This window comes from uncultured Brachyspira sp. (assembly GCF_944390595.1).
Classification (GTDB): Bacteria; Spirochaetota; Brachyspiria; order Brachyspirales; family Brachyspiraceae; genus Brachyspira.
Map to the genome: position 1 here is coordinate 1 of NZ_CALXRN010000220.1, position 12,819 is coordinate 12,819.

Genomic DNA, 12,819 nt, shown 5'->3' on the forward strand with positions numbered 1-12,819 from the left:
GTTCAGGACTTAGAGCTGTATCAATGGCAGCACAAATGATTAAAGCAGGAGATGCTGATATAGTGGTTGCCGGAGGTACAGAAAATATGAGTATGGCTCCATATACCGCTTCTGCCATGAGAATGGGTGCTAGAATGGGAGAAACTAAAATGCAGGATACTTTACTTAATGATGCTCTTATTTGTGCTTTTGAGCATTATCACATGGGAGTTACTGCTGAAAATATTGCTGAACAATGGGGAATAACTAGACAGGAGCAAGATGAGTTTGCATGCAGAAGTCAGAACAGAGCTGAAGCTGCAGTTAAAAGCGGAAGATTTAAAGATGAAATAGTACCTGTGACTATAAAAACTAAAAAAGGAGAAATAGTAGTAGATACAGATGAACATCCTACATTCGGTACTACTATGGAATCTTTAGCTAAATTAAAACCTGCATTCAAAAAGGATGGTACAGTTACTGCTGGTAATGCTTCCGGTATAAATGATGCTGCTTCTGCTGTAGTACTTATGTCAAAAGAAAAAGCTGATGAGCTTGGAATTAAACCTATGGCTAAAGTTTTGGGTTATGCCACTCATGGTGTTGAGCCTAGAATAATGGGTATAGGACCTATAGAGGCAAGCAGAAAGGCTTTGAAAATGGCTAATCTTACAGTTGAAGATATGGATTTAATAGAAAGTAATGAGGCTTTTGCTGCTCAGTCTATTGCTGTAGCTCGTGAATTAAAATTCGATATGGAAAAAGTTAATGTTAATGGAGGAGCTATTGCTATAGGACACCCTATAGGAGCTTCCGGAGCCAGAATACTTACTACACTGCTATACGAGATGAAAAAACGCGGATCTAAAAAAGGACTTGCTACACTTTGTATAGGCGGAGGTATGGGTACTGCTTTAGTTGTTGAGATGTAATTCATAATTTAAGGTTAACTTTAATATTAAACAAAGTTAACCTTAAATATAAAATTTATTTATATGAGATTATAGCTATATTCCAACAATATCTTCTTAAAAAAGGGAATATTTTTTTTAGTATATTATCTATTTTTTCACATTTATAATATAACTTTTCTATATTTTTAGCGTCATTAATTATTTTTTTCCAATATCTCTCTTCATTTGGATTTATCTTATCTATAAAATAATATTTTACAAATATTAAATTGGTGAATAACCAAAAAGCATCGTATTCTACATTGGAAAAGTATTTTTTAAATAATTTAATTTCTTTCATTTTAATAGGGTGTTCATCATCCGTTCTAACATCTTTGGCAATATTTCTATAAATATTTATGGCAGGATTGTGTGCTAAAGGATCTATTGATAAAAATACCCCCCCCCCCCCCGCAGAATTCTATGTACTTCTTTTAATGTTTTATCTATATCTACATGATGTAATAAATTTCCTGCATATACTATATCAAATGATTCATCTTTAACTTCTATTTTGTCAGAGGTAGATTTTAAAGTTTTTATTTCTACATTATGTTTTTTAGCCAATTCTAATGCTACATTTAACATTTCTCCGCTAATATCTGTTGCAGTAACTTCTGCACCTTGTTTAGCAAAATATACTGATGCTTCACCAAGACCACATCCTATTTCTAACAGTTTTTTACCTTTTATATTACCAATTTTTTTAATTAAATACTTATTTTCTGGTGTAGTACAGCTTTCAAAATATTCATCTACTAATATATTATCAATATTTACAGATTTTGCCCATTCATCATGAAATTTTTCTTCTTTTTCTAAAATACTATCCATTTATAACACTCCTATTATCAATAATTTATACTAATTTTTTAGAAATAACATATTCAGGCCTTTTTTTAACTTCATTAAAAAGATTCGCTAAATATTCACTTATAACAGATAAAGAAATCAATTGTACTCCTCCCATAAAAAGAACAATAATAATAGTAGAAGCCCAACCTTTGACTAATAATTCTGGTGTAAACAAATAAATATAAAAAACTCTTAAAGAAAATATAACAGCAATTAATATACTAATCAAACCAAAATACAATGATATTCTTAAAGGTTTTGTTGAAAAAGACAATATACCTGTAATTGCTAGTTTTAACATTTTCTTTAATGTATATTTCGTAGAACCAGCAACTCTGGCATCTCTTTTATATTCAAAAGCTTTCTGTTCAAAACCTGTCCAACTAATCAATCCTCTAATATATTTAGGATTTTCTGAAAATTGCTTATATGTATCTATAACTTTTTTATCTATTAATCTAAAATCTCCTGTATCAACGGGAAATTGCACTTCTGAAAGAACATTAATAAAACGGTAAAATATAGCTGCTGTTACCTTTTTAAAAAAGGTCTCACCATATCTTGATATTCTTTTACCATATATTATTGGTATATTGGTTTCTTCATATAATTTTATCATATCTGGTATTATTTCAGGTGGATCTTGCAAATCTGCATCTATAATAATTGCCAAATCAGAATTAGTATTATGTATTCCGCAACTAACTGCTGCTTGATGACCAAAATTCCTAGAAAATGAATATAGTTTTATTCTATTGTCTTTTTTATATAAATTTTCTATTATCTCTTCAGTTCGATCTTTACTCCCATCATTAATGAATAGAAATTCACACTCATAATTTTCTATTTTTTTAGATATATTGTTTAACCTCTCATATAATAAAGGTAAAACTTCTTCTTCATTATAACATGGTATAATAAAGCTTACCTTTTTCATTCAAAATCTCCATTTTTTACTACATATTAAAAAATAAAATTATTATTCTACTACTATTATTTTTATAACTTTATTAACATATCCATAATTTTTCATCCAATATGGAATGTCTCTATTAGTAGCTGATGGTAATAGTGAATTCAAACTATTATCATTAACAAATTTTTTTGTTAATACTATTTCATCTAAATTATTTTTTTCTGCTTCTTGATAAAGTCTAGCTATAGTTTTTTCTGGATTTTTATTTATATTATCATAAATAAATTTACTATGATTAACATTAATTCCAAATAACATAAATGTAATTAAAATGGATAATAATAAACCTGATAAAAATGAAATAACTGTTTTTTTATTTATATTATCTAATAAAATAGATAATATAACCATAAAAATTAACAATAAACAAATCCATACTTTAAATACATATATAGCAAAAAAACCTAATATTCCTAATATAGCGGTAAATAACATACTAAAATATATATAATATATTTTAGAAATGGATTTATTTTTTATAGTAATAAAAATAATATATACAAATAATAATATTCCAACAAAAAACAATGTTTTTTCATAATCATTTAAAGTATCTCTAAATAAAAAAACTATATTATCAAATAAAGATTTATCATTTTTGTCTAAAAAAGATACTTGAGTTAAACCCCTTCCACTAAAGAAAGTAGTTGTTATAAAAGATATTAATGAAAATAATATAAATAAAATAAGACTAAAAAATATAAATATAGAGTTTTTTCGCTCAATATTATTATTTTCTACAAATAATTTATTATTTTTATTTATTAAATAAAATAATACAAAAAATGATAAACCAGCAACTGTTAGAGAAGATGGCTCTATAGAAAAAGTGGCTATATATATTAATATAATAGAAAGAGAATAATATAAAAATTTATTTTTAAATAAAACTAGTTCTTTATCATTTAAATAATAATACAAAATAGGCAGCCAAATAAATATAGCAACTCCTGCTGTCATTATATAACAACTCATATGTACAAAATCAATATTATCACATATATATAATAAAAATAATGATAATGAAATAAATATTAATTTATAATTTCTTTTATTATTTAATAACCAAACAAATATAGAAGATGAAACAAATATAACAAAATAGTAAATTAAATAAATTATAGATCTTGCAGCTTTATACGTATCAATAGGATCAAATCCAAATGATGTAAATATATCAGTAAAGCTCCCACTTGATCTCATAAAAATATGAGAAAAATGCCTTCCTCTTTCCCAAAATAATATATTGCCTTTACTATCAAATAATTTAAAATCAAATATATTATAAAAAGGGTGTGATATTGAAGAATACAGCCATTCATCTACATGCATTGGTAAAATATATCCTACAGATAATATCAATAAAGATATAAATATTACATATATAATGAATAATATATTTATTATATGATATTTTTTCACAAATCCATTTTCTGATAATATTACCAATTCACTATTAATTTCAAAATGTTTATCAACAAAATTTGTGATACTAGTTTTATAGTTAGAAACTAAATAATATAAAATAATGGCTGTAAATATAAGCACAAAATATATTAATATTTTTTGTTTTATTTTTAAAATATAATTAATATTATCTATTTTTTCAAAATCTATTTTTTTAACACTAACTAAATTACCAAACGGACTTCCACCTTCATTCATTATAATTTCTTTGATGAATGGATTATCTTTTAAAACTTTGTTAGTATCTACATAAACTCCATAAATATCACTATGTCTAAATACTTTACTATAATACTGTAATTTCACACCATAACTGTAATTAGTTATAGCTTCATTTGTAAATATAAAATTTCTTAATCCTTCTTCATCTAATTTTTCATCTATAATATAACTTGCTTTTATATTAGTTAAACCATTTAACTCCAAAGTACGGTTTATATGGTATTCATCAAATTTAAATTCTCCTAAATATCCGACTCTTGTTTTTTTACCTAAAATTGAAAGTGTAAATAATACTATAATACAAATTATTAATAAAGAAATATATATTTTTATGAATAAATTTTTACTTTTCACATATTACCTCATATAAATGTTAAGATTACATTTGAATTTGTGAAATATTTTTTTGCAATGAGTATAGAATTGATTAGCGGAGTAAAACTAGGCTTGTTGCTTGTTGCTTGTTGCTTGTTGCTTGTTGCTTGTTGCTTGTTGCTTGTTGCTTGTTGCTTGTTGCTTGTTGCTTGTTGTAAATATACTCATAATGTCATGTATTGTATCATAATAATAAAAATAGTCAATTATTATTTTATAGTCAATTATTATATTTTATAAAACATCCACAATACAAAGTTAAATATTATCGTATATACAATAACTATATAATAAATCAATTCATATATATTGATATTTTAAATAAACTTCTAATATAATAAAATATTAATCATTAATTTCTTTTTTATTTCTTATAAAAAATATAAATGAAAAAATACTCGTTAAAATTTCCGCTGTAGGAAAAGAAAGCCATACTCCTGTCATATTAAAAATTGAAGATAAAATGAATATAGAAGGCATTATCAGTATAAATCCTCTAAGCATTGATATTATAAATGAAGGTTTTGCCTTATCCATTGCACTGAAATAAACGCATGTAATTATATTATATCCTACAAATATAAAAGCTGTAAAATATAAATAAAGCCCTTTAACTGATATTTTTTGAAGTTCCATATCATTATCTTTATTAAATGCACTAGTTATCTCATTAGCAAATACAGTTGTTATTATATAAACTATAATTGCAATAAATGAAGATAAAATCAAAGCATACTTATATATTTTATTTATATTTTTAATGTTTCCAAAATTGCTGCTTATTATAGGCTGTATTCCCTGCCCTGTTCCTGTAAATATCGCTATAATAACCAATGCAATATTAGCTATTATGCCGTAAGCTGCCACACCAATATTGCCCGCTATATTAAGTATTACAATATTAAAAGTTATCATAACAAAACATGAAGAAACTTCTGTTATTAAAAATGAAATACCTAATGAAACTGTTTCAAAAAATTTTTTAAAATTTATACTAGGCTTTACAATGCAAAAAGTATTTTCTTTTTTTATGAATAAAACTGATAAAACCAGCATACTTACAATAGGAGAAAAACCTGTAGCCAAAGCAGCTCCGAATATTCCCATATTTAAAGGAAATATAAAAACATAATCAAATACTATATTAAATAAACTCCCCATAATCATACCAAACATTGCAAGTTTAGGATGATTATCATTTCTAATGAAACCAAGAAGCAAATTATTAAGCATAAACATAGGGGAAAAGAATAATACAACTTTTAAATATATATCAGTCATTGTATGGACATTGTCCCTTGCCCCAAGCATATATGCTATTTTTCCTGTAAAAAAAGCAGCTGTTATAATGAATAAAGCGGCAAATATAACAATATAAATTAAAGCATTTGAAAATATAATATTTGCTTCATGGTTTCTATTTTGAGTTTTTAATATAGCATATTTAGTAGCAGATCCCATACCAATCATAAGACCTATACCATTTATAAAATTATAAATAGGTATAGCAATATTTAAAGCAGCAAGTCCTTCAGAACCAGTACCTCTGGCAACAAAAAAAGTATCTGCAAGTATATAGCATGATAAACCCATCATTCCAAGTATGTTTAAAGATACATATTTAACAAATAAATTTAATATATTCATAAAAAATACCCCATAATAAAAAAACGTTTGCGTTCATACTTTCTAAGGCCTACGGTATGAATACAAACGTTTTAAAAAATTTATCCGGCGACAAATTTTATTATTTCTATAAATATTTAATAATATTATTATATAACAACAAATAATATAAGTCAATTTTTTTTACTTGCCTAATTAATATTAATTAAGTATAATACATAAATGACAATAGATATTCTAACACTTTTTCCAAAATTTTATGAAAGCCCTATATCTGTAGGACTTATAGGCAGTGCTGTTAACGAAAATAAAATAAATTTAAATATTGTTAATATGAGAGATTATGGAGAAGGAAATTATAAAAGATGCGATGATTACCCTTACGGCGGCGGACCTGGAATGATAATGACTTACAATATTTTTAAAAAATATTTTGATAATCATAATAAAGGTTATACCATATTTTTTTCACCGTCTGGAAAAACTCTTACTCAGGAAAAAATAAAAGAATTATCAAATAAAGAACATATAACAATGATATTAGGACATTATGAAGGAATAGATTATAGAGTTGAGCATAAATATTCTGATGAAGCTGTAAGCATAGGAGATTATGTATTAAGCGGAGGAGAAATACCTGCTTTGCTAATTGTAGATGCCATTTCAAGATATAAAGGAATTTTAAATAATAATGAATCTGTACCTAGCGATACATTTGAAGAAAATTCTATGGGGTTATTAGAATACGAACAATATACAAGACCAGTAGAAATAGATAATATGAAAGTGCCTGAAGTTTTAATATCCGGAAATCATAAAAATATTAATGAATACAGAAGAGAAAGAAGTTTAATAAAAACATTCGCAAACAGAGCTGATTTATTTTCAAAAATAGATTTAACTAAAAAAGATTTAAAAACAATATTCGATTATCTAAAAAATAGAAATGCAGCAGGAGTATAAATATATGCAAATAAGAAAAACAAAATATGAAGATATTGAAAAATTATTAGAAATATTTGATTATGCAAGAAAATTTATGGCAGCAAATAATAATCCTAATCAATGGACTAACGGATACCCTTCTGAATTAAATATAAAAGCAGATATAGATAAAGGACATAGTTATGTTTGCTTGGATGATGATAGCAATATAATATGCACTTTTTGTTTTTATATTGGAATAGATAATAATTATAATGAAATATATGACGGTGCTTGGCTTAACAATGATGAATATGCTGTTGTACATAGAATAGCATCATTACACGGAAGAAGAGGAGCTGCATCTTTTTGTATGAATTATTGTTTTAATATTCATAATAATATAAGAATAGATACGCATAAAGATAATATACCTATGCAGAAATTTTTAGAAAAAGAAGGATTTATAAAATGCGGAAGAATTATACTGCATAGAAACAATGAAGATAGAATAGCTTTTCAAAAGGTTAAATAAAAATAAACACATAACATAAAATGCTATGTGTTTTATTAAGATATAAATATTCTATATTAAACTTGCTTATTTACTAATACTGATAATTTTCTATTAACAACATGTTCTTTACCTTTGTTGTTATAACCTACTTTTTTGCTTTCATGTAAAACTTCTTTCATATTGGCAAATAAATCTAAAGCTTCATCAAAAAGTTTCGGAGCTAATTTATTTAAATGTTTTAAACGTGCCATTAAGGTTACTAATTCAAGACGCAATGCAGATATTTTTGCAGTTTTATTTAAAGGTATTCTTCTAATAATATCTGATAATGTTGCTGTCTCTGAAAGATGTGGAAATTTATTCAAAACTATTAAATCTATAACACTTTCTCTCAATTTTCTAAGTTCATTAGCTTCAGTCATTTTCTCATTTTGATGATCGCAATATAAATGTATATCCTGAAGTCTAGTATTGATTATGGAATTTACTTTTTTCTCTTCATCTTCCAATATAATTTTGTAAACTTCTATTTCTTTAGAGAGAAGTATCTCTATTTTTGTAAGCTCTTCATATAAGTTAAACATAAAATACCGCCTTTAAGTTAATAGTTACTTAATCATTATTAATTAACTACAATAAAATTTTCGGTATTTATTATGATTACTTTACATAATTTTTCTAATTTTCTATATCTATTGATTTGATAGCTTCCAAGCATGTATCTCTATTTTCCTTGCCTGAGTATGTAAACCAAGCAAGCAATGCCAATTTTTTTGTAACAGCGGCAAGAGTTATCATATAATCATCTTGTTCAAGACTTTTTTCATATACTACGCTTTCTATCTTATTGCTTTCTATCTTAATATCTATAGGATCACCCTTATATTCTCCTGCAATATCTATCTGTTTTAATACATATTCCATTATGACATCAAGCTCTTCATTAGCAAAAGAATAAACCTGCATAGCTATATATATATTTATATCCTTAAACTCTATCAAAGTTTTATCATTTTTACATACATTCATACGCATAGGAAGCTTTATTGTAAAACCTGCCGCTATTGAATATCTTGCATGCTCAACTCTGAATCCTATTTCTATATTAGGCTGATGAGGATTTTTCTTTGATTCTATAAATTTAACCATATTTTCATCATCTAAGTAATTGGCTATATTTATAAGTATGTCCCAAGGATATTTTAAGCTGCTGTCTTTTTTATATGCCTCTTGAAAAGAATACATAATCTTCTTATACATAGTCTTTTCGCTGTCATCTATAATCTCTCTAAATGGAAAGTAAAGCCAAATCATGCTGATAAAACTTTTAAACCAAAAATTGGCATTCATTTCCTCAGTATTCCAAATAAAGAAATCTTCAGCTAATCTTAATCTGTCTTCTTCATTTGCAGCTATCAAATCTGTAAACCAGCTCTTGCCCCAATATCCTAAAGAAGAAAGAGCAAAATACCCTTTTTCTATCATAGGATAATTATAAGGCATTGATATCATAAAATTATTAAATCCATTATCATGATGAGTTATAAGCATTTCAGCATAGCTTGCTAAAGAATTTATAAAAAACTTTTGAAGAGATTTGAAATCCCTGTCTTTAAAATATCCGCTTGGATCTTTATGAGCATCATCTTCTTTAAACTCAATATCCAATCTTCTGGCTATTCTATCTAAAACACCTACTATAAATTTATGATATCCGGCTCCAAATGTTCCGGTACTTATAGTTATAAAAATAGTATCATTTTTAAATTCAAAATATATGGGATCTGATGATGGATGAAAAGAATATGTCAATGTATTACCATCTTCTATTAAAGAAAATTCTGACAGCATTACTAAAGGGTTTATATTAACTTCATTTAAAGAAGATACTATTGCTCTAAACAATCTATCCTGTGTAGGAATAACCCTTCTATTATCAAATTTAGCCGAAAGTAAAAATTCTATATTCATATAAATTTATTCTATTTTTTTAGTATTTTACTAAAATATAATAACATTTTTTATTATTTTAGCAACATTTATTTTATGATAATTAAATTTAATTATGCCAATTTATACTATAAAAATATATTATTTTATACAAAGACTTAATAATAAATTGCTCAATATAATTTTACTTTTATCGAAAATATAAATTCCAAATGTTTCTGCACCATTGAAAAAAGTTTTATATATGTTATAATAACAAATATAAAATAAAAAAGGATTTTGATTAATATTATGGATGATATAAAAGAAACTGCAGAAAATGTTGAAACTGAAGAGAAAGAAGTTAATACAGCTGAAAAGAATACTTTAGAAATAGATGAGTCTATTTTATCAAATAAAGAAGAACTTGAGAAAATTATGGAAGCTGTAATATATGTAGAAGGCAGTATAGACATAGCTAGATTAAGAAATCTTTTTAAATGTGAAAATTCTGATATAAGAAATTATATAGAAAACATAAATAACAAATATAGAAATGCAGGAAGTGCTATAGAAATTCTTGAAGTTGGAAATTCTATTATTATGACTATAATACCTTCAACTTTTGGTACTTTATCTGCTATTTATGATAAAAAACGTAAGAAAAAAATATCAAAAGCAATGCTTCAAACATTATCAATCATAGCATATAAACAGCCTCTAACTAAAGCTGAAATAGATGATATAAGACAAAGCGACAGCGGTTATCATTTGAAAGCTCTTATGGAAGATGGTTTTATTGCTTGGAAAGGAAGAAAGAACTATTTGGATAAGAGACAAACTTACGGTACTACAGATAAATTCCTTATGCATTTTGGTATAAATAGTTTGGATGACCTTCCAAAATTAAGAGAATTAAAAGATTTAGAATTCAATAAAAACGAATAATTTTAAGTATAAAAAATAATAATTATTATATTTCAATAATGAAAACAACATTAATAACAATTTTTATAACTATAATTAATAAATTATAGTTATAAAAAGTTATTGTATCAATTTATAAAAACAAATAATACAATGGAGAATCTTCTCTTACATAAGGCTTTAACTCATCAAAACTAAAACTTATCTCTGTCACTCCTGTAGAATAAGGTGCTATATCATAAGTCTGCCATATAAAATTGATGGAATTAGGAAGTATTCTAAATGAAGAACTTTCTAATGTTATATCATCAAAATTGAAATAATCTTCCTTTGTACTTCCTGTTTTAAGTATTTTATCTCTCATTACAGATATTAAATCATTATTATTAAAATCTAAAATTAAATCTCTTATTGTAATTAAGTTTGAACTCTCCAAAGAAAACACTTCCTGAATATTTGCTTTTTCACCATGTGCTCCTGCAGTATATACATAAGAATAATTATCAAGTGCTATTACTCTATTATCTATATAACCAACATTTACAGTATAATCTATTTCATAGGAAGCATTAGAATTAACACCGTCAGCTATGAGAGTTTTCCATTCATTATAATAATTTTCACATTCTTCTTTAGCATAATTCAAAGAAGATTCCATATCCATTGAACTAATCTCATTGTTTTTAGTAAATAAAAGCAAAGTTTTATGATATGAAAATATAGCATTTCCTATATTATCATTTTTATAATAATCAACTATATCAGCATAATACACCGGAATATTTCTATTTAAAGAAAATTCCATATCCTTAACTTCATTACCCTCTTCATATCTTATCTCAGCATTAAAATTTATATTTTCATCTAAAACCCCAACTATATTAGCATGTATATTATTATTTTGATCAATCTCTTGTAAATTAATTTTTTTATTATTTATTTTTCCAGTAATCATTGCTTTTTTATTTTTTGTATAATAATATCCGCTTATAGTATTCTTTTTTTCATTAACATATAAATACATTGATGCTTCTTCACCTGATATATTTCCGGTAAGAAGATAAAATTTTGATTCTTCCATATCTGAAGTATTTTTATTTTTTGATGAAGTATTAGTATTATTACCGCATGAAATGATGATAAACAATGCTAAAAAACATATAAATTTATTAGCCATATATAGACCCCTGATTTATTATGATTATTAATATATAGAATTAATATAAAAAATCAATAGCAATTTAAAAAATTAACTATTTATTAAAATATTTTTGAAGATTTTTCTCATCTATATTAATAGAAATAAGTTTTTTGCTGCTTTTCTCACCCTTTAATATTTCAACATCTCTTTTTTTTAAATTAAGCTCATAAGCCAAAAAATCAATTATAGCTTTATTAGCTTTACCGTCTATAGCCTTAGCCATAATACGAATGGAATAAGCCCCATTTTCTAATTTAAAACTGTTGGATTTAGCTCCCGCTGTTACTTTAACTTCTATGTTCATATATTATAGTTGTATATTTTGTTTATTATATTTTTATTAAAACTTATAACATTTCTTTTGTCAATATAATGTATATAAACCCAATAGAAGTAAAATTATTCATATCATTTAACTTTATTATTTCTTTCAAAGCTGTAATATTTTCAGATGTGTATTCAATGTCAGCATTAAATATTAAATCCCTAAATAATACTATCGTTTCTAAATCAGATGAAGATATGATGCCGTTTTTATTTTTACATAAATATAGTAATGAAAAAAATAATATTTTATCTTTTATAATTTTCAGATTCTTCAAAAAGTATATAATCTAAAATATTTTCATTATAATAATTTTTTATTTTTTCTTTATTAGATTTTATAAATTGAAATGCCGGAACAATCCAATATAATATTTGATATAATTTTGTTTTATCATTATCTTCTTTAATACTCATTAAATCAAAATTAAAATCTATTTCTTTGCTGTCTTTTTTACAAATATTATTTTCTATTACAAAAATATTTTTAGACCAATACAAAACAACATTAGAAATATTATTTATATTATAAATATAATATGAT

At 24.9% G+C, this 12,819-nt stretch carries 15 protein-coding genes; 4 read left to right on the forward strand and 11 right to left on the reverse strand.

Annotated features, from left to right (window positions below):
• A partial coding sequence (locus tag Q0J90_RS13040) for an acetyl-CoA C-acetyltransferase (RefSeq protein WP_297278317.1) occupies positions 1-911 on the forward strand: 911 nt, incomplete at its 5' end.
• Positions 912-966: 55 nt separating this feature from the next.
• Here the strand turns inward: Q0J90_RS13040 and Q0J90_RS13045 are convergent.
• From Q0J90_RS13045 to Q0J90_RS13065, 5 genes are all read right to left on the reverse strand, one after another.
• Positions 967-1,233, reverse strand: a complete 267-nt coding sequence (locus tag Q0J90_RS13045; RefSeq protein ID WP_297278318.1) for a hypothetical protein — start codon at positions 1,231-1,233, stop codon at positions 967-969.
• An 83-nt stretch (positions 1,234-1,316) separates the two neighbouring features.
• A complete protein-coding gene (locus tag Q0J90_RS13050; protein WP_297278319.1) occupies positions 1,317-1,766 on the reverse strand; it encodes a class I SAM-dependent methyltransferase in 450 nt (149 codons plus the stop codon).
• A gap of 25 nt (positions 1,767-1,791) precedes the next feature.
• Complete coding sequence (locus Q0J90_RS13055; protein WP_297278320.1) at positions 1,792-2,724, reverse strand: glycosyltransferase family 2 protein; 933 nt, start codon at positions 2,722-2,724, stop codon at positions 1,792-1,794.
• Between the two features lie 42 nt (positions 2,725-2,766).
• Positions 2,767-4,806, reverse strand: coding sequence for a hypothetical protein (locus Q0J90_RS13060; RefSeq protein WP_297278321.1), 2,040 nt, complete (start codon positions 4,804-4,806; stop codon positions 2,767-2,769).
• Positions 4,807-5,172: 366 nt separating this feature from the next.
• Positions 5,173-6,474 carry an MATE family efflux transporter gene (locus Q0J90_RS13065; protein ID WP_297278322.1) on the reverse strand — a complete coding sequence of 434 codons (1,302 nt, stop codon included), beginning with the start codon at positions 6,472-6,474 and terminating at the stop codon, positions 5,173-5,175.
• Positions 6,475-6,675: 201 nt separating this feature from the next.
• Here Q0J90_RS13065 and trmD point away from each other — a divergent pair, with 201 nt between their 5' ends.
• Together trmD and Q0J90_RS13075 are read left to right on the forward strand one after the other, a co-directional pair.
• Positions 6,676-7,416, forward strand: coding sequence for a tRNA (guanosine(37)-N1)-methyltransferase TrmD (gene trmD / locus Q0J90_RS13070; protein WP_297278323.1), 741 nt, complete (start codon positions 6,676-6,678; stop codon positions 7,414-7,416).
• Between the two features lie 4 nt (positions 7,417-7,420).
• Positions 7,421-7,912, forward strand: coding sequence for a GNAT family N-acetyltransferase (locus tag Q0J90_RS13075; RefSeq protein WP_297278324.1), 492 nt, complete (start codon positions 7,421-7,423; stop codon positions 7,910-7,912).
• A 56-nt stretch (positions 7,913-7,968) separates the two neighbouring features.
• Here the strand turns inward: Q0J90_RS13075 and flgN are convergent, their stop codons facing one another.
• Together flgN and Q0J90_RS13085 are read right to left on the reverse strand one after the other, a co-directional pair.
• Positions 7,969-8,478, reverse strand: a complete 510-nt coding sequence (flgN, locus tag Q0J90_RS13080) for a flagellar export chaperone FlgN (protein WP_028330344.1) — start codon at positions 8,476-8,478, stop codon at positions 7,969-7,971.
• A 94-nt stretch (positions 8,479-8,572) separates the two neighbouring features.
• Positions 8,573-9,865 carry a hypothetical protein gene (locus Q0J90_RS13085; RefSeq protein ID WP_297278325.1) on the reverse strand — a complete coding sequence of 431 codons (1,293 nt, stop codon included), beginning with the start codon at positions 9,863-9,865 and terminating at the stop codon, positions 8,573-8,575.
• Positions 9,866-10,135: 270 nt separating this feature from the next.
• Here Q0J90_RS13085 and scpB point away from each other — a divergent pair, with 270 nt between their 5' ends.
• A complete protein-coding gene (gene scpB, locus Q0J90_RS13090) occupies positions 10,136-10,771 on the forward strand; it encodes an SMC-Scp complex subunit ScpB (protein WP_297278326.1) in 636 nt (211 codons plus the stop codon).
• A gap of 112 nt (positions 10,772-10,883) precedes the next feature.
• Here scpB and Q0J90_RS13095 read toward each other — a convergent pair whose 3' ends face one another.
• From Q0J90_RS13095 to Q0J90_RS13110, 4 genes are all read right to left on the reverse strand, one after another.
• Positions 10,884-11,927, reverse strand: coding sequence for an RsiV family protein (locus Q0J90_RS13095; RefSeq protein ID WP_297278327.1), 1,044 nt, complete (start codon positions 11,925-11,927; stop codon positions 10,884-10,886).
• Between the two features lie 76 nt (positions 11,928-12,003).
• Positions 12,004-12,255, reverse strand: a complete 252-nt coding sequence (locus Q0J90_RS13100; protein ID WP_297278328.1) for a DUF167 domain-containing protein — start codon at positions 12,253-12,255, stop codon at positions 12,004-12,006.
• A gap of 43 nt (positions 12,256-12,298) precedes the next feature.
• The gene (locus Q0J90_RS13105) at positions 12,299-12,553 is read right to left on the reverse strand and encodes a hypothetical protein (protein WP_297278329.1); all 255 of its coding nucleotides are present in this window, start codon (positions 12,551-12,553) and stop codon (positions 12,299-12,301) included.
• Complete coding sequence (locus Q0J90_RS13110; protein ID WP_297278330.1) at positions 12,525-12,776, reverse strand: hypothetical protein; 252 nt, start codon at positions 12,774-12,776, stop codon at positions 12,525-12,527. Before Q0J90_RS13110 ends, Q0J90_RS13105 begins: the two co-directional genes overlap by 29 nt.
• Positions 12,777-12,819: the final 43 nt, after the last annotated feature.